Origin of the sequence: Streptococcus sp. DTU_2020_1001019_1_SI_AUS_MUR_006 (assembly GCF_032340315.1) — a bacterium.
GTDB lineage: Bacteria > Bacillota > Bacilli > Lactobacillales > Streptococcaceae > Streptococcus.
The window spans coordinates 1,892,948-1,911,000 of sequence record NZ_CP135436.1 but is presented as its reverse complement, the minus strand read 5'-3'; the positions used below and the strand labels follow the sequence as shown (position 1 = coordinate 1,911,000).

The 18,053-nt window shown below is 37.3% G+C and carries 18 protein-coding genes and 1 pseudogene; 17 read left to right on the top strand and 2 right to left on the bottom strand.

The window, feature by feature from the left end; genetic code table 11:
- Window positions 1–120 precede the first annotated feature (120 nt).
- Window positions 121–585, bottom strand: a complete 465-nt coding sequence (gene tnpA / locus RRU92_RS09125; RefSeq protein ID WP_248035372.1) for an IS200/IS605 family transposase — start codon at window positions 583–585, stop codon at window positions 121–123.
- 386 nt (window positions 586–971) lie between these two features.
- Between tnpA and RRU92_RS09120 the strand changes: the two genes are divergently transcribed.
- The 5 genes from RRU92_RS09120 to RRU92_RS09100 are packed head-to-tail and all read left to right on the top strand — an operon-like array spanning window position 972 to window position 5,193.
- The gene (locus RRU92_RS09120) at window positions 972–1,667 is read left to right on the top strand and encodes a lantibiotic protection ABC transporter ATP-binding protein (protein ID WP_153224926.1); all 696 of its coding nucleotides are present in this window, start codon (window positions 972–974) and stop codon (window positions 1,665–1,667) included.
- 2 nt (window positions 1,668–1,669) lie between these two features.
- Entirely contained in the window at window positions 1,670–2,407 is a 738-nt protein-coding gene (locus RRU92_RS09115; RefSeq protein WP_153224927.1) for a lantibiotic immunity ABC transporter MutE/EpiE family permease subunit, read from the top strand.
- Window positions 2,407–3,144, top strand: a complete 738-nt coding sequence (locus RRU92_RS09110; protein WP_315639468.1) for a lantibiotic immunity ABC transporter MutG family permease subunit — start codon at window positions 2,407–2,409, stop codon at window positions 3,142–3,144. The genes RRU92_RS09115 and RRU92_RS09110 overlap by 1 nt, the downstream gene beginning before the upstream one ends.
- A gap of 19 nt (window positions 3,145–3,163) precedes the next feature.
- Complete coding sequence (locus tag RRU92_RS09105) at window positions 3,164–3,823, top strand: response regulator transcription factor (RefSeq protein WP_315639467.1); 660 nt, start codon at window positions 3,164–3,166, stop codon at window positions 3,821–3,823.
- The gene (locus tag RRU92_RS09100; RefSeq protein WP_315639466.1) at window positions 3,814–5,193 is read left to right on the top strand and encodes a HAMP domain-containing sensor histidine kinase; all 1,380 of its coding nucleotides are present in this window, start codon (window positions 3,814–3,816) and stop codon (window positions 5,191–5,193) included. Before RRU92_RS09105 ends, RRU92_RS09100 begins: the two co-directional genes overlap by 10 nt.
- Before the next feature lie 382 nt (window positions 5,194–5,575).
- Here the strand turns inward: RRU92_RS09100 and RRU92_RS09095 are convergent, their stop codons facing one another.
- Entirely contained in the window at window positions 5,576–6,544 is a 969-nt protein-coding gene (locus RRU92_RS09095) for an NAD(P)/FAD-dependent oxidoreductase (protein ID WP_315639464.1), read from the bottom strand.
- Window positions 6,545–6,678: 134 nt separating this feature from the next.
- Between RRU92_RS09095 and cdaA the strand changes: the two genes are divergently transcribed.
- The 12 genes and pseudogenes from cdaA to RRU92_RS09035 all read left to right on the top strand — a co-directional run bounded on the left by cdaA (window position 6,679) and on the right by RRU92_RS09035 (window position 17,965).
- Window positions 6,679–7,536 carry a diadenylate cyclase CdaA gene (gene cdaA, locus RRU92_RS09090; protein WP_315639462.1) on the top strand — a complete coding sequence of 286 codons (858 nt, stop codon included), beginning with the start codon at window positions 6,679–6,681 and terminating at the stop codon, window positions 7,534–7,536.
- Window positions 7,523–8,314 (top strand): YbbR-like domain-containing protein, encoded by a 792-nt coding sequence (locus RRU92_RS09085; protein WP_315639460.1) that lies wholly within the window; start codon window positions 7,523–7,525, stop codon window positions 8,312–8,314. The genes cdaA and RRU92_RS09085 overlap by 14 nt, the downstream gene beginning before the upstream one ends.
- 24 nt (window positions 8,315–8,338) lie before the next feature.
- The gene (gene glmM, locus RRU92_RS09080) at window positions 8,339–9,688 is read left to right on the top strand and encodes a phosphoglucosamine mutase (RefSeq protein WP_315639458.1); all 1,350 of its coding nucleotides are present in this window, start codon (window positions 8,339–8,341) and stop codon (window positions 9,686–9,688) included.
- Window positions 9,689–9,759: 71 nt separating this feature from the next.
- A complete protein-coding gene (locus tag RRU92_RS09075) occupies window positions 9,760–10,134 on the top strand; it encodes a DUF1149 family protein (protein ID WP_001050083.1) in 375 nt (124 codons plus the stop codon).
- 3 nt (window positions 10,135–10,137) lie between these two features.
- Window positions 10,138–10,986, top strand: coding sequence for a DegV family protein (locus RRU92_RS09070; protein WP_315639457.1), 849 nt, complete (start codon window positions 10,138–10,140; stop codon window positions 10,984–10,986).
- Between the two features lie 163 nt (window positions 10,987–11,149).
- On the top strand, window positions 11,150–11,917 hold the full coding sequence (dapB, locus tag RRU92_RS09065; protein ID WP_315639455.1) for a 4-hydroxy-tetrahydrodipicolinate reductase: 768 nt from the start codon (window positions 11,150–11,152) through the stop codon (window positions 11,915–11,917).
- On the top strand, window positions 11,914–13,113 hold the full coding sequence (locus tag RRU92_RS09060) for a CCA tRNA nucleotidyltransferase (RefSeq protein WP_315639454.1): 1,200 nt from the start codon (window positions 11,914–11,916) through the stop codon (window positions 13,111–13,113). Before dapB ends, RRU92_RS09060 begins: the two co-directional genes overlap by 4 nt.
- Complete coding sequence (locus RRU92_RS09055; RefSeq protein ID WP_315639453.1) at window positions 13,110–14,978, top strand: ABC-F family ATP-binding cassette domain-containing protein; 1,869 nt, start codon at window positions 13,110–13,112, stop codon at window positions 14,976–14,978. Before RRU92_RS09060 ends, RRU92_RS09055 begins: the two co-directional genes overlap by 4 nt.
- Window positions 14,978–15,449 (top strand): annotated as a pseudogene (locus RRU92_RS09050) (hypothetical protein). The gene RRU92_RS09055 and the pseudogene RRU92_RS09050 overlap by 1 nt, the downstream one beginning before the upstream one ends.
- Before the next feature lie 182 nt (window positions 15,450–15,631).
- Complete coding sequence (locus RRU92_RS09045; RefSeq protein WP_049527563.1) at window positions 15,632–16,144, top strand: adenine phosphoribosyltransferase; 513 nt, start codon at window positions 15,632–15,634, stop codon at window positions 16,142–16,144.
- Window positions 16,145–16,337: 193 nt separating this feature from the next.
- Entirely contained in the window at window positions 16,338–17,282 is a 945-nt protein-coding gene (metA, locus tag RRU92_RS09040; RefSeq protein ID WP_315639452.1) for a homoserine O-acetyltransferase/O-succinyltransferase family protein, read from the top strand.
- Window positions 17,283–17,290: 8 nt separating this feature from the next.
- A complete protein-coding gene (locus RRU92_RS09035; RefSeq protein WP_075232104.1) occupies window positions 17,291–17,965 on the top strand; it encodes a DnaD domain-containing protein in 675 nt (224 codons plus the stop codon).
- Window positions 17,966–18,053: the final 88 nt, after the last annotated feature.

Sequence of the window (18,053 nt, the reverse complement as noted above, 5' to 3'; positions counted from 1 at the left end):
GTGGTTTGCACCAGGGCTATAAGCCCAAATTACCAGCCAGCGCCTAAAGACGCTGGCTTTCACGTTGTTCAAGCCGCATTGCTCTTGACTCGTCACTTGCCTCTTAAAGAGGCGTGAGTATTACTTGCCACTATCCCTAAAGGGATCCTCATATTCTTTTACACTTAATTTATCTAGTGCTATATCATGCTTTTCCTGACCTTGTATGTATTTCCTTATCGTGGCTTCATTAAGCCCTACTGTACTCACATAATAACCTTCTGCCCAGAAATGCCGATTCCCAAACTTATATTTCAAATTGGCGTGTTTGTCAAACATCATGAGTGCACTTTTACCCTTTAAATAACCCATGAAACTAGAAACACTTATCCTTGGTGGAATACTTACTAACATATGTACATGATCTGGCATCAAGTGTCCTTCGATAATTTCAACTCCTTTATAGCTACACAAACGATGAAATATTTTACCTAAACTACTCCGATATTGATTATAGATGACTTTTCGTCTATACTTAGGGGTGAACACAATGTGATACTTACAGTGCCACTTTGTGTGTGATAAACTATGAGACTTTTGTACCATGGTTTTCTCCTTTCGCTTTACAATTGGCTTGAACACCTTTATTGTATCGCGTTTGGAGTTTTTTTGGTATAACCTTCGACGCGCACCCGCATAGCGGGTGGTTTATTTGTCTCGCACCTCACGGAGCGAGACGGACTAATAGTCACATAAATTTAAAAAATTCTACTGAAGTTTCATTCAGTAGAATTTTCATTTTCAGAGGATTCGTTGTTTTAATAGATTAAGGTTCTAGATAGAATACTAAAAATTTCAAATTTTTATTTTTAATCTTCATTAAATTGCGTATTTATAGTTTATTTTTTAGATCAATAAAAGTTATGTATTTTCTTTATAAAATCTTTAAATTTATATTTTATTATTGAAGTGTAAATTTAAGGAGGATCAAAATGGAAAAAAATATTTTAGAGACACGGAATTTGTCAAAGAAATTTGGGAATCAACTTGTAGTGAATAATATTTCATTACAAGTGAAAGAGAATAGTATCTACGGATTACTTGGTCCAAATGGTGCTGGGAAATCAACTACACTAAAGATGATAACAGGAATGCTCCATAAATCGTCCGGAGATATTATATTTGATAATCATATATGGAGTAGAAAGGATCTCGAACAAATTGGTGCCTTGATAGAGTTACCTCCGTTGTATGAGAACTTAAGTGCAAGAGAAAATTTAAAAGTAAGAACAATGTTACTTGGATTACCCGAATCAAGAATTGATGAAGTTCTAAAAATCGTTGGTCTATCAAATACAGGTAAAAAAAGAAGTGGAAAATTTTCTTTGGGAATGAAACAACGATTAGGAATTGCAATAGCACTGTTAAATAATCCTAAATTATTAATTTTAGATGAGCCAACCAACGGCTTAGATCCATTGGGAATTCAAGAATTAAGGGAGATGATTCTTGGTTTTCCAAAACAAGGCATTACAGTAATTCTATCCAGCCATAATATTTCCGAAGTTGAGCAAGTTGCAGATTATATCGGAATAATATGTGAAGGTGAATTAAAATACCAAGATATAAAAAACTCTCAAGAAAGTTTAGAAAATTTATTTTTGGAAGTAGTAAAGAAGGGGAATTAAAAATGATAAATTATATCCTTAGTGATTATTTAAAATATAAAAGAACTTTTTTAAAAAAAATAATCTATATAATACCTATATCTTTGATAATTCTTTCTTATATACTGGCACCACCATATTTTACAGTAGATTCATATAATTGGTGGTATACTATAATTATGCCAATTACTTATGCACTGATTCTTGCTTTAATGAATCGATACGAAGATAAAAAAATAAAATATAGGGCAGTTTATCCTCTAAGTATTGATTTAAGAAAGATTTGGATATCAAAAATTATTGTAGCAAGCTGTTTGATTCTGATGACAAGTTTGGTTCATTTGATAGCAGTTTTAATTGTGCAATTTATTTTTGGAGAACAAATATTTTTAAGCTATAGCTTTAGTACTTTATTAGTTTCGAGTATAGCATTAGTGGTATCAAGCATATGGCAAATTCCATTTTGCCTACTATTAGCTAAAAAGTTTGGTTTTTCTATTAGTCTTATGATAAATGGTTTACTAGGTGTTGTACTTGGAATTATGTTTTCTGCTGGAGATTATTGGTTGTTTTCCCCATATAGTTGGAGTATAAGAGCTATGGTTCCAATGCTGAAAATTATGCCAAATGGACTACCAGCAGATGCAGGAAATATGATGTTAAACACATCCATTTTGCCTCCATGTATCTTCTCAATTCTGTTATTTCTTCTATTATCTTACTTATCATCTATTTGGTTTGCAAAACAGGAGGTGGGATAGTGATAAATATTTTAAAGTCTGAACTATATAAGATAAAACATACTTGGTTACCCTGGTTATATCTGTTTCTCCCAATACTATTTGTGATTATGATATATGCTGGTTTTAAATTTACGAGCCTAAGTAGGTATTCAATTGAGGATGTCACATTAAATTATTTGATTACGTTAGGTGCATTGTTCCCGATTATTATTGGTTTTATTACTGCAAAGGTAATAGAAATGGAAGCAGAAGCAGGTTGTTTTCAGATAATGTTAACTGGTTCGCAATCAAGAACTAGTATGTATATTGGTAAGTTATTATCCTTATTGTTGTGTGCATCTCTATCACTTGTTATACTCCAAAGTAGTTTTTTGATGTTTTTTAATTATCAAGAATTTTATGATTTGATATTGGAATCAGTCTTAATGATTATCGGAGTTGTTCCGTTATATTTAATACATCTGGTTATTAGCCTCAGATTTGGGAGTGGTGCCTCTATTGGTCTTGGTTTCTTTGAAACATTGATAGCTCTGCTTGCTGTTACAAGTATGGGGGATAAGATTTGGTATTACATACCAAGTTCTTGGTCTTCAAGACTTTGTGGTCTTTATTTTGTAGATAAAATATCTGGTGAAAACTTATTTTATTATGAATTTTTTAAATGGTCTTTAGTTGCAACACCAATGATAGTTGTAATTTTATTTGTAAGTTTGATTTGGTTTAGTAAATGGAACGGCAGAACTAATATGGAATAGAAATGAAGGTGGGAATAGGATGGTGAAAATATTAGCTATAGATGATGAAATGGATCTCTTAGTTTTAATCAAAAATATTTTAACGCAAAAATTATATCATGTAGATATTTTTCAAAATCCAACAGAGGTGCCTATTTCTAAATTATCAGAGTATGATTTAATTTTATTAGATATAATGATGCCAAAGATAGATGGTATATCTTATTGTAAATCTATTAGAGATAGAGTAGACTGTCCCATCTTATTTTTAACTGCAAAATCTTTGGAAAGTGACATTGTTTCTGGTTTATCAACAGGAGCTGATGATTACATTCTAAAACCTTTTGGGGTAAACGAATTAATTGCGAGAGTTGATGCTCATTTACGTCGAGAAAATCGAGAGAGACATTTAAGTTTAAATCTTGGAGAAATTAGATTTGATTTATCAGCGAATATAATTTATGTAAATGATAAGAAAATTCCTTTTACAAAATCTGAGTATCGAATTTGTGAACTTCTAGCACGTAGGCGTGGGCAAGTATTTTCAAGAGAACAGATTTATGAGATGATATTTGGATATGATGGAATAGGTAATTCTTCAGCTATTTCAGAACATATTAAGAATATTCGCGCAAAATTACAGAAGGAAGGTGTATCTCCAGTTGTAACTGTATGGGGAATTGGATATAAATGGGAATAAAATTAAAAGGGCGATCGCTAAAAATAATATTTTTAGAATATCTAATAAGTGTAGGAATTGTATTGATTCTTTCATTTGGTTTAGTAATTCTGATGTTCACCACCATGTATTCATTAGGATTTATTTTACCTGCTGATTACACAGAAAATCAGATTTATGAGAGGAAGAATGCGATAGCCAATACAGAGACCTTTGATAAAAATCTTATACCAGATAATGCCTCATATCTATTAATTTCAAAGGATGGAAATATCATTACTAGTTCAATGAGTAAAGATGAAGAAGATAGAGCAATTCGATACTATAATAATGAGAGAGTATATAATACCCCATCTTATAGCTATATAGAAATTTTACGAAATGACGGTTATTGTATTATTCAATATTCAGTAAAACCCTATTTTACAAATAAATTCATGGCAAAATATTTTCCTAATGTCAATGTAGTGTATGTCAGTATTCTTATTTTAGTTAGTTTACTAAATACATTGGTTGTTACAATAGTATGGGCTAAATATCTTGTGAAACAACTCTCACCTATATTTGCTGCTTCCGAAAAAATATCAGAACAAACTTTAGATTTTGACCTGCATTATTCAAGAGTCAAAGAATTTAATGAAGTTCTATTTAGTTTAGAGAAAATGAGAAATGCTTTGCAAGAGTCATTAATCAAAGAGTGGATACAGGAAGAAAACAAGCAAAAACAGATTTCTGCTTTGATACATGACTTGAAAACCCCAGTATCTATTGTTCAAGGAAATGCTGAGTTGCTTAAAAAGACATCTGTGACAGAGGACCAGAGTATTTATATAGATTATATACTGAGGAATAGCAATAGAATATCTGAATATATAAAAACACTTCTAATCATGAATAAGAATTCTAATGCCACTGAATACCAGCCACAATCGTTGGCAGTAAAAACTGTATCAGAACAATTGGTAACAGTTTCTAAAGAACTAATGTCAATTAATTCTAACAATCTAAAAACTAATGTAGTAGTTGAAGATGGTATAATGAGTGTAGACTTGAAACTCTTAGAGAGAGCATTGCAAAATGTCTTAGCGAATTCAATTGAAAATAATAATGGAATAGTTACATTGGAATTGAATTTAAAAACTGTAGATGAATTTTTAGAAATATCAGTATTAGATAACGGGAAAGGTTTTTCTGATATCGATTTAATTCACGCAAAAGAACAGTTCTATCGTGGAGATTATAGCAGGCATTCTGCAACCAATTATGGTATTGGATTATTTATTACTGAACAAATAATTAAATTACATGGTGGATCAGTAATCTTGAAAAATAGAGAAGCTTGTCGTGGTGCTGAAGTTAAATTTATATTACCGATACAGAATGATAAATGAGCCAGATTAACACTTAACTTATGTAATAATTAATCTAACAGCCACTAACATCAAACTTTATAACATGTTCATAACTGTATTTAACGTCAATTTGTAAATGTTAACTTCGAAGTTTCACCACAAATTACACTAGGATAGAATATTATCTAGTATTACTCATACGGTACACAGAGTTTGTTAGTCTGAATATGTCGGAATGAGGGGAAATATTAAAAAACTAATCAATAAGTATTAAACTTTATATAAAAAGCAAATAAAGGTGGTTAGTGGAAAAGTTTTTAAAATCATAAAAACGCATAATAGCAAGTTCTTTAGATACTTGTTATTATGCGTTTTATCATGAAATTTCACTTGATTTTTTAATAAAATTGTAATTTTGACATTATAGACTTGTAGAGTGTTTTGGTTGTACTTTTTGTTCGGGGTCAATGTAGTTGATAGCATTATTAACGGCAGTTGGTGCTTCACCTAGACCGGTTGCAATCAAGTCAATCTTACCTTCATAGTAGCAGCAGTCACCGATAGCATAAATTCCAGCTTGGCTTGACTCCTGCTTGCTATTGACGATAATCTTGTGGCGGTTAAGGTCTAATCCCCACTTTTTAAGATTACCGACAGAAGATTTAAAGCCATAGTTGACAAAGAGATGATCTAGTTCAAGGTTTTCGGTCTCATCGGATTTAACTTTTGATATTTCAAGCTTGTCTAAAGTTTTTCCATCTCCAAGAAGCTGACTTGGCACAAATGGTGTTTTGATAGTCACAGAAGACTCTTGCAATGCTTGGACGCTATGCTCAAGAGCACGGAAGTTATCGCGACGATGCACAAGTGTAGTTGGAGCAATTTTTTCAAAAGCTAGTGCCCAGTCAACGGCTGAGTCACCACCACCCAGAATGGTTACCTTCTGACCAGCGTATTGTTGCATATTAGAAACATGGTAGTGGATATTGTCGTAGCCTTCAACACCTTCTAATTCGAGTGGACGTGGTTTAAAGGCACCACCACCCATAGCAATAATAACGGTTTTAGAAGTATGGTTTCCCTTATTAGTTGTAATCTTAAAAACATCATCCTCTTTTTCAATCTCAAGAACAGTTTCATTGAGGTGTACAGGCGTCTCAAACCCTTCAAGTTGTTCCAAAAGGCGGTTAGTCAATTCTTCCCCTGTGAGGTTTGGAAAACCAGGAACATCGAGAATTTGTTTTTCAGGATATAGGATAGCAGGTTGACCACCTAGTTGAGGAAGAGAATCGATGATTTGTACTTTGGCTTGACGAAGGTGAGCATAAAAGGCTGCGAAGAGACCGATAGGACCACCTCCTACAATAGTGATATCATATAGTTCAGACATGGTTTCTCCTTAATTCATTTCTATCATTTAATTCTATCATATTTTCTACCAATTTAAAATGAAGTAGAGGGAAGAAAATTTTCATATAAAATGATATAATGAAGAGTAGCTTTTTTATGGAGAGGAGGCCTAGAATGAATTTTCAGCAATTATCTAATCTTCAATACTGGTCTAGTTTATTTTCCAGTCCTTGGAGTATTCTGATAAATGTGATTGATATTCTTATCGTTGCCTATATCTTATACCAATTTACAAAATCAATTGCAGGAACCAAGATTATGATCCTGGTTCGAGGTGTTTTAGTTTTTATCTTAGCTCAGATAGTAGCAAATACCCTAGGCTTGACAACTATTTCTTGGTTGATCAATCAATTGATTACTTACGGTGTTATTGCAGCGGTTGTTATTTTCTCTCCAGAAATTCGGACAGGTTTAGAGCGCTTGGGACGTGCGACTGATTTCTTTTCAAGTACACCAATGAGTTCAGAAGAACAGATGATTCAGGCCTTTGTCAAATCGGTAGAATATATGAGCCCGCGTAAAATTGGAGCACTGGTCTCTGTTCAGCGTGTCAGAACCTTGCAGGAATATATTTCTACGGGGATTCCTTTAGATGCTAAAATTTCTGCAGAACTCTTAATCAATATCTTCATTCCCAACACACCTTTACATGATGGTGCAGTCATTATAAAAGGTGATCGAATAGCTGTAACATCTGCTTATCTTCCACTTACTGAAAACACTGGTATTTCTAAGGAGTTTGGAACACGACACCGTGCAGCTATTGGTTTATCTGAAGTATCAGACGCCTTAACATTTGTTGTGTCAGAAGAAACTGGAGGTATTTCCATTACCTATAATGGTGTCTTTAAGCATGATTTAACGATGGAAGAATTTGAGGAAGAACTACGTCGTATACTGATTCCGGAAAATTCACAAGAACTAAGCTTAACAGAGCGTATATTAGGAGGCTGGAAGAATGAAAAAAAATAGTTTATATATCATCTCCTCACTCCTCTTTTCTTGTGTTTTATTTATCTACGTTACCTCTATTAATTACCAAAATAATAATAATGCAAGACCGGCTCGAACAGAAACCTATACCAATACGGTTGTAAATGTACCGATTGATATTCAGTACAATAGTGAGCAGTATTTTATTAGCGGTTTTAGTTCAGAAGTAACGGTATTTTTAACTGGATCCAATCGAGTGACCTTGGCTAGTGAGATGCAAGAAAGCACTCGTAAATTCAAGGTTATTGCAGATTTGACACAGGCGACAGAAGGAACGGTTGAAGTTCCCTTGACCATTGAGAATCTTCCGAGCGGTTTAACAGCCCTAGCAACACCACAGAAAATCACCGTTAAAATTGGGAAGAAGGCAACACGGGATAATTTACCAGTCACTCCACAGATTGACTCTGGTAAGGTTGATGAACGAATTCTCATCGATAGTGTGACTGTTTCAGATGAACGCGTTTCGGTTACTAGTGATGCTGATACCTTATCCAAGATTGATAAGATTGTGGCTGTTTTACCAACTAGTGAAAAAATTACAGGAAATTATACGGGTTCAGTTCCTCTACAAGCTATTGATAAGAATGGAACAGTTTTACCAACGGTGATTAAACCGTATGAAACAACCATGAAGATAACAACGAAACAAGTTCGATCAGCAAGTAGTTCTAGCTCATCAACGACAAGCTCATCTTCGGGCAGTTCGTCTTCAACTGGTTCTGAAACCAAGCCAGACTCTTCAAAAAAAGATTAATAAAACAATAGAAAAGGATAAAAAATGGGTAAATATTTTGGAACGGACGGAGTCCGTGGAGAAGCAAACGTAGAATTAACGCCAGAATTAGCTTTTAAATTGGGACGTTTTGGAGGTTATGTCCTCAGTCAACATACGACTGAAGCACCAAAAGTTTTTGTAGGACGTGACACTCGTATCTCAGGTCAAATGCTTGAAGCAGCGTTGATTGCTGGTCTCCTTTCAGTCGGAATTCACGTTTATAAGCTTGGAGTTCTTGCAACACCAGCAGTAGCTTACTTGGTGAAAACTGAGGGAGCGAGTGCAGGTGTCATGATTTCAGCAAGTCACAACCCAGCTCTTGATAACGGAATTAAATTCTTTGGTGGTGACGGCTTTAAACTAGACGATGACAAAGAAGCAGAAATCGAAGCCTTGCTTGATGCAAGTGAAGATACTCTTCCACGTCCAAGTGCAGAGGGCTTAGGTACGGTTGTAGACTACCCAGAAGGTTTGCGTAAATATGAAGCCTACCTCGTTTCAACTGGAACTCCTCTTGAAGGGATGAAGGTTGCCTTGGACACTGCTAACGGAGCAGCTGCAACAAGTGCTCGTCAAATTTTTGCAGACCTAGGTGCTCAATTAACAGTTATTGGTGAAACACCAGATGGCCTTAACATCAACTTGAACGTTGGTTCAACTCATCCAGAAGCCTTGCAAGAACTTGTAAAAGAAAGCGGTTCAGCTATCGGTTTGGCTTTTGATGGTGATAGCGACCGTTTGATTGCTGTTGATGAAAATGGAGAAATCGTTGATGGTGACAAGATTATGTACATCATCGGGAAATACCTTTCTGAAAAAGGTCAATTGGCTCAAAATACGATCGTAACAACCGTTATGTCTAACCTTGGTTTCCACAAGGCCTTGGACCGTGAAGGTATTAATAAAGCAGTCACTGCAGTTGGAGACCGCTATGTAGTTGAAGAAATGAGAAAATCAGGCTACAATCTCGGTGGAGAGCAGTCAGGTCACGTTATCTTGATGGACTACAATACAACTGGTGATGGTCAGTTGTCAGCTGTGCAATTGACGAAGATCATGCAAGAAACAGGTAAGAGTTTATCAGAATTAGCAGCAGAAGTGACTATTTACCCACAAAAATTAGTCAATATTCGTGTGGAAAATGCCATGAAAGAAAAGGCAATGGAAGTTCCTGCTATCAAAGCCATTATCGAGAAGATGGAAGAAGAAATGGCAGGGAATGGCCGCATCCTCGTTCGTCCGAGTGGAACGGAGCCACTCTTGCGTGTCATGGCTGAAGCCCCAACCACTGAGGAAGTTGACTACTATGTAGATACTATTGCCCAAGTTGTTAAAACTGAGATTGGTATTTAGTAAATCTAGCAGAAAATAAAAAAATATGGTACAATGGCAACTATATTGTAATTGTACAAATGGAGATGAAAATGAATTTAAAACGTGAACAAGAATTTGTCAGCCAGTATCACTTTGATGCGCGTAACTTTGAATGGGAAAATGAAAATGGAGCACCTGAAACTAAGGTTGATGTAAACTTCCAGTTGCTTCAGCATGATCAAGATAATCAAGTTACTTCTTTGGTAGTTGTTTTGAGCTTTATGATTGTCTTTGATAGATTTGTCATTAGTGGAACGATTTCTCAAGTCAATCATGTTGAAGGTCGTATTGTCGACCAACCAAGTGATTTCAACCAAGAAGAAGTTGAGACACTAGCTCGCCCATGTTTGGATATGCTTAATCGTTTGACTTATGAAGTAACAGAAATTGCCCTTGATTTACCGGGAATTAATTTGGAGTTTTAAGAAATGAAATTAGCGGTCATAACAGACTCGTCTGCTTTTCTACAAGCGGAAACCTTGCGGAAAGAAGATTTATTTGTGTTAGACATTCCTGTGAATATCGATGGACAGGAGTATGTTGAAGGTGTAAATCTAACCGCTCAAGAATTTTATGAAAAAATGGCTTCAGCAAGCGAATTGCCAAAAACGAGCCAACCAAGTATTGCTAAGTTAGATGAAATTTTATCATCATTAAAAGACAAAGGCTATACACATGCCTTGGGCCTTTTCCTATCTTCTGGAATTTCAGGGTTTTACCAAAATATCCAATACATGAAGGATGAGTTTGAAGGTTTGACCATTGCTTTTCCAGATACTCGAATTACAAGTGCTCCTTTAGGCTATATGGCTGAGAGTGTCTTTAAATGGGCAGAACAGGGAGATGGTTTCGAGTCTATCTTAGATAAAGTAACTGAACAGATTGAAAATACCTCAGCCTTTATTATGGTGGATGATCTTGACCATCTAGTTAAGGGGGGACGTCTTTCAAATGGTGCGGCAATTTTGGGGAATCTCCTTAGTATCAAGCCAATCCTATACTTCAATGACCAAGGTGTGATAGAAGTATATGAAAAGGTTCGTACAGAGAAAAAGGCTACCAAACGCTTGGTTGAAATTGTTAAAGAAGCAACAGCTATTGGGAATTACCAGATTACTGTCATTCACGGGAATGCTCCTCAAAAAGCAGCAGATTTACGTCAACTTTTGATCGATGGTGGAGTGGCTACAGATGTTTCAATTGCAACCTTCGGTAGTGTTATTGGGACTCACCTGGGAGAAGGAAGTATTGCTTTGGGCTATACACCCATAATCTAGACTATTTTTTAGGGGCAACTAAGGTCCTTTGTATCTTAAAATTCAACACGCCTGAAACCCTGTGTGAAAAAGATAGTTCTTCCAAGAAGTATACACTCCTTGACCAGAACTCCTAATTTCACTTTGTGTTCTTACAGGCTTTGTATCTTAGACAGGAGTAGAGATGAATATTCGAGTAATTATTGCTGGTTTTAAGGGAAAGATGGGCCAAGCTGCTTGTCAGATGGTTTTGTCAGATCCTGAGTTAGAACTAGTAGCTGTTTTGGATCCTTTTGAGTCTGAGACCCAATGGCAAGGAATTCCAGTATTCAATGATAAAAATGACTTAGCAGGCTTTGATGCCCATGTTTGGGTGGACTTTACGACACCGGCAGTTGCCTATGAAAATACACGTTTTGCTCTTGAACACGGCTTTGCTCCAGTGGTTGGTACAACAGGCTTTACTAGTCAAGAAATTACAGAGCTAAAAGATTTTTCCCGTTCCCAAGATTTGGGTGGCTTGATTGCTCCAAACTTTGCTCTGGGTGCTGTCTTACTCATGCAATTTGCGAAGCAGGCTGCTAAATACTTCCCAAATGTGGAGGTTATCGAGCTCCATCATGACAAGAAGAAAGATGCTCCGAGTGGAACAGCTATCAAAACAGCTGAGTTGATGGCAGAGGTACGAGAATCAATTCAACAAGGTGCCAGTGATGAGGAAGAACTCATACCCGGTGCGCGTGGTGCGGACTTTGATGGTATGAGAATTCACTCAGTTCGCTTGCCAGGTCTTGTGGCCCATCAGGAAGTTATTTTTGGAAATCAGGGAGAAGGATTGACCCTGCGTCATGACTCCTATGATCGTAGCTCCTTCATGACAGGAGTGAATTTGGGAATCAAAGAAGTTGTCAAGCGTCATGAGCTTGTCTATGGATTAGAACACTTATTATGAGATTAACACAAATGCCTTCTGAATTTCAGAAGGCTTTACCAGTATTAGAAAAAATTAAAGAAGCAGGCTATGAAGCCTATTTTGTTGGAGGCTCTGTTAGGGATGCTCTACTCAATCGTCCCATCCATGATGTGGATATCGCGACTTCTTCTTATCCAGAAGAAACAAAACAGATTTTTCCACGCACAGCTGATATCGGAATTGAACATGGAACCGTCTTGGTTTTAGAAGGGGATGAGGAGTACGAAGTAACCACCTTTCGGACGGAGGATGTCTATGTTGACTATCGTAGACCTAGTGCAGTTTCCTTTGTCCGCTCATTAGAAGAAGACCTCAAACGACGTGATTTCACTGTCAATGCCTTTGCCTTGGATGAGATGGGAAAAATCATTGATTTGTTCGATGGTTTGAGAGATCTAGAAAATCAAATTTTACGAGCAGTTGGTGTAGCTAGTGAGCGTTTCAACGAAGATGCCCTACGCATTATGCGTGGATTTCGTTTTCAAGCTAGTCTTGGTTTTGAACTCGAGCAAGAAACCTTTGAGGCTATGAAAGATTTGACGCCACTCCTAGAAAAAATCTCTGTGGAGCGTACTTTTGTTGAATTTGATAAACTTCTACTAGCTCCCCATTGGCGAGTAGGTTTATCTTCCATGATTGAGAGTCAAGCTTATGATTATCTTCCGGATATGGCTGGTAGTCAGGAGAACCTCCAATCTTTATTTGACTTAGATGCTGATTTTACTTTTGAATCTTCTGAACAAGCTTGGGCGGCTCTACTGTGGGCTTTAGAGGTGAAGGATGCGCAGCAATTTTTGAAGGCTTGGAAGACCTCACGCCAGTTTGCCAAGCAAGTTCAGGATTTGCTGACTATTTTGGCCTTGCGTGAAAAGGGAGAATTGAGCAAGCGCGATTGTTACCGTTTTGACTTAGATTTACTCTTGCAGGCTGAAAATCTTCGTCAGGCTCAAGGAAAAGAAGTCAATCCACAGGCTATCGAAGAGACTTACCACAGCTTAACCATCCATGATAAAAAAGAAATTCAAATCAATGGTGGGATTTTGATCAAAGAATATGGCTATCAACCAGGACCAGAAATGGGAGAAATTTTAGCAGAGATTGAGTATGCTATTGTAGATGGAGATTTGGAAAATAATTTGGAAGCTATTCATGCCTACTTGAGGGAGAAAAAATGAGTGATTTTATTGTTGAAAAACTAAGTAAATCCGTTGGAGACAAGACTGTCTTTAAGGATATTTCCTTTATCATCCATGACTTGGATCGCATTGGTCTCATTGGTGTCAATGGAACTGGGAAAACGACTCTCTTAGATGTTCTTTCAGGGGTTTCAGGTTTCGATGGTGATGTCAGTCCTTTTTCAGCTAAAAACGACTACAAGATTGGCTACCTGACTCAGGATCCAGTTTTTGATGACAACAAGACTGTCTTGGATACGGTCCTATCTAGTGATCTCAAGGAAATCCAGCTCATTCGTGAGTATGAACTTCTTATGCTCAACTACAGTGAGGATAAGCAGGCGCGTTTGGAACGTGTCATGGCGGAGATGGATTCTCTCCAAGCTTGGGAAATTGAGAGTCAGGTCAAGACCGTTCTTAGCAAGTTGGGAATTCAGGATTTATCAACTCCAGTTGGAGCTCTTTCGGGTGGATTGCGAAGACGTGTTCAGTTGGCCCAAGTGCTGCTAGGAAATCACGATCTTTTGCTTTTGGATGAACCAACCAACCACTTGGATATTGCCACCATTGAATGGCTGACCCTCTTTTTGAAAAATTCCAAGAAAACGGTTCTCTTTATCACCCATGATCGTTATTTCCTAGATGCGCTTTCGACGAGAATTTTCGAGTTGGACCGAGCTGGTTTGACAGAATATCAAGGAAATTACCAAGATTATGTTCGCCTCAAGGCGGAACAGGATGAGCGTGATGCTGCTCTTCTTCACAAAAAGGAACAACTTTACAAACAAGAATTAGCTTGGATGAGACGACAACCACAGGCTCGTGCAACCAAGCAACAAGCTCGGATCAATCGTTTCCATGACTTGAAAAAGGAGGTTTCTGATACTAGTGTTGAGACAGACTTGAGCATGAATTTTGAAACCAGCCGTATCGGTAAAAAGGTCATCGAGTTTAAGGATGTTTCCTTTGCCTATGATGACAAACCGATTTTGCAACATTTTAACCTTTTGGTTCAAGCCAAAGACCGTATCGGAATCGTTGGTGACAATGGTGTTGGGAAGTCAACCCTTCTTAACCTAATTGCAGGAAGTTTGAAACCGACTGAAGGAGAGGTTATTATCGGTGAAACTGTTCGCATCGCTTATTTCTCTCAACAAATCGAAGGCTTGGATGAGAGTAAGCGGGTTATCAATTATCTGCAGGAAGTGGCAGAAGAGGTTAAGACCAGTAGTGGTTCTACAACTTCAATCGCTGAGTTACTAGAACAATTTCTCTTCCCGCGTTCAACACACGGTACTTTGATTGAGAAGTTGTCTGGTGGTGAGAAAAAACGACTTTACCTCCTTAAACTACTCCTCGAAAAACCAAATGTTCTCCTCTTGGATGAGCCAACTAATGACCTAGACATTGCGACCTTAACTGTTCTAGAAAATTTCTTACAAGGTTTTGCAGGTCCAGTCTTGACTGTTAGTCACGACCGTTATTTCCTTGATAAGGTAGCGACTAAGATTCTTGCCTTTGAGAATGGCACCATCCGTCCCTTCTTTGGCCACTATACCGATTATCTGGATGAAAAGGCCTTCGAAGCAGAAGTAACAAGTCAAGTTCAAAAGGCTGAGAAAGAAAAAGTTGTCAAAGTCCGTGAAGAAAAGAAACGCATGACCTACCAAGAAAAGCAAGAGTGGGCAAGTATTGAAAGTGATATCGAAAACTTGGAGAACCGCATTGCTGGGATTGAAGAAGAAATGCAGGCCAATGGCTCTGACTTTGGCAAACTAGCTATCCTTCAAAAAGAGCTAGATGAAAAGAATGAAGCCTTGCTTGAAAAATATGAACGCTATGAATATTTAAGTGAGTTGGCGTAATGGAAGAGAAAATCATCAAATGGAGCAGTAAGAAAATCATCTGGACTATTCTTCTCTGCTTAGTTGAGTTAGCTTTTCTGCTTTGGATTCTATCGTTTATGCTGACCTATCCCAAGGTGGCACCTGTGGGATTGGTGGCATTAAGACTCTTTGTCTTATTCTTAATCATCATTGTTGGATGGATTTTGTATGAACGTTTGCGACTTCTTTTTCAGATAAAGAGTATTTGAAATGTACGTCCCAAGTTTTTTTCTATAAGCCACATCCTAAAAAAGATTGGCAGTTTTATTCCTGGGGGCAGGTAGAAACGTTTTCTCTTATGAGAATCAAGGGTGGAAGAAGTTCGAGGGATTTTCGACTACAAAGTAATCAAATGTTTTGAAAATCCCAATCTACTTGCTGGATGTCGGTTTACCGCGAAGAGTCTTTGAAGCCATGTCCTACTTTGAGCGAGAGTGGCGTATCGAATAAAATCGTCAACTCAATCAAAAATCTAAAAGTAAAAAGAAGTAAGAACTTCATTCAGTCAATAATAGCAACAATTGAAGGAAAAAATGAGAAGTCTTGTACCAAGTGTCAAGGCTTCTTTCTATTTCTCTTTTCTAAGAAATGTGTTATAATAGAGAGTAAAAATTTTAAAAGAAAGAAATGCTATGAACTTAAAAGATTACATTGCAACCATTGAAAACTACCCTAAGGAAGGAATTGTCTTCCGTGATATCAGTCCCTTGATGGCTGATGGTAATGCCTACAGCTATGCTGTTCGTGAAATCGTCCAATACGCTACTGACAAAAAAATCGATATGATTGTTGGACCAGAAGCGCGTGGATTTATCGTTGGATGTCCAGTCGCTTTTGAATTGGGAATCGGTTTTGCGCCTGTTCGTAAACCTGGAAAACTACCACGTGAAGTTGTTTCAGCTGACTATGAAAAAGAATATGGTGTTGATACTTTGACTATGCACGCAGATGCTATCAAACCAGGACAACGTGTTCTGATCGTAGATGACCTCTTGGCAACAGGTGGTACTGTTAAGGCTACAATCGAAATGATTGAAAAATTGGGTGGAGTCGTAGCAGGTTGTGCCTTCTTGATCGAACTTGATGAGCTTAAAGGTCGTGAAGCTATCGGAGATTACGACTACAAGGTGCTTATGCATTATTAATGAAAAACAGTCCCTAGGGCTGTTTTCTCTTCATCTGATATAAAAAAAGGCTATATCTAGTTAGAGAAAAACTATAATTGAAAACTATATCTTCTTACAGTATAATAAAGGGAAGGACTTTCGTCAGCTGATTTTTTCATTTGATGACTGTATGTTCACTTGAGCCTAAACTTGATACAGTAAGGAGATTTCCATGCCGATTCGAATAGATAAAAAATTACCAGCAGTTGAGATTTTACGAACGGAAAATATTTTCGTCATGGATGACCAACGAGCGGCTCATCAGGATATCCGCCCGCTAAAAATTCTGATTTTAAATCTGATGCCTCAAAAAATTGTAACGGAAACCCAGCTCTTGAGGCATTTAGCTAATACTCCTTTGCAGTTAGATATTGATTTCTTATATATGGAAAGTCATCAGTCGAAAACAACTCGTTCTGAACATATGGAGACTTTTTATAAGACCTTCTCGGAAGTTCAAGACCAGTATTTTGATGGCTTGATTATCACAGGAGCACCAGTTGAACATCTCCCTTTTGAAGAAGTGGACTATTGGGAGGAATTTACTCAGGTTATCGATTGGTCAAAGACTCATGTCTTTTCAACCCTGCATATTTGCTGGGGAGCACAGGCTGGCCTCTACTATCGTTACGGCGTAGATAAACACCAGATGGCTCAAAAGCTTTCGGGAATTTATCCTCAGGATGTTTTAAAAGAAGGTCATCTTTTGCTGAGAGGTTTTGATGATTTGTATGTGTCTCCCCATTCTCGTCACACAGAAATTCTCAAAGAAGACATTGTAAATAAAACCAATCTAGAGATTTTAGCATCTGGAAAAGAGGTGGGAATCTCTATCCTTGCAAGCCGAGATTTAAGAGAAGTTTATAGCTTTGGGCATTTAGAGTATGATCGTGATACTCTAGCGAAAGAATATTTTAGAGATCTAGATGCTGGTTTAGATCCCCATATACCAGAAAATTATTTCAAAAATGATGACATCCATGAACTTCCTTGTATGCGTTGGAGTTCCTCAGCAGCTCTCTTTTTCAGTAACTGGGTAAATTATGCAGTTTACCAAGAAACCCCTTTTGAGTGGAAGAGTGCAGAAGAAGATGTCTCTCATTTTGGATATTTATAAGAGGAATTATGACATATTTAGATGCTTTCAAATCAGGGAACTTGGTATTACCAAGTGCTCTGCTCTTAAACTACAATCAACTGTTTTCATCAAGCGATGATTTCTTAGTTTGGCAATTCTTTTACCTACAAAATACAACAGCTTTAGGGGAGTTGTCCCCAAGCCAGATTGCTGAGAAAATTGGCAAGCAAGTCTTTGAAGTCAATCAAGCTATTTCGCGCTTGACAGAAAAAGGCTTACTTCAATACCGAACCATTGAACTCAATGGTGAGATAGAAGTGATTTTTGATGCGACTTTAGCTTTAGAGCGCTTAGACCAACTTTTTGAACAGCAAGAGCCTAGCCAAGCGCTACCCGCTAAAAATGATTTGAAAGACTTGGTGGAAACCTTCCAAAAAGAGCTAGGTCGTCTCCTAAGTCCTTTTGAGATCGAAGATTTGGAAAAGAGTTTGAAAGAAGACGGAACCAGTGCGAACCTGATCAAAGAGGCCCTACGTGAGGCCGTTTTGAATGGAAAACCAAATTGGAAGTACATCCAAGCTATCCTAAGAAACTGGCGTCATGAAGGCATTAAGAGTGTAGTCCAGGTAGAGGCTAAGCGTCAGGAGAGAGAAGCGACTAATCCTCAAAATGTTCAAGTTTCTGCAGATTTTCAAAATGCTATGGATCTTTGGAAAGACTAGTTTTAAGTATTGATAATAGAAAAAAATGCCTACAGGCTAGAAAGAAAATCTAGCTTGTGGGCATTTTTTGTGTGTTTTATACTCAATG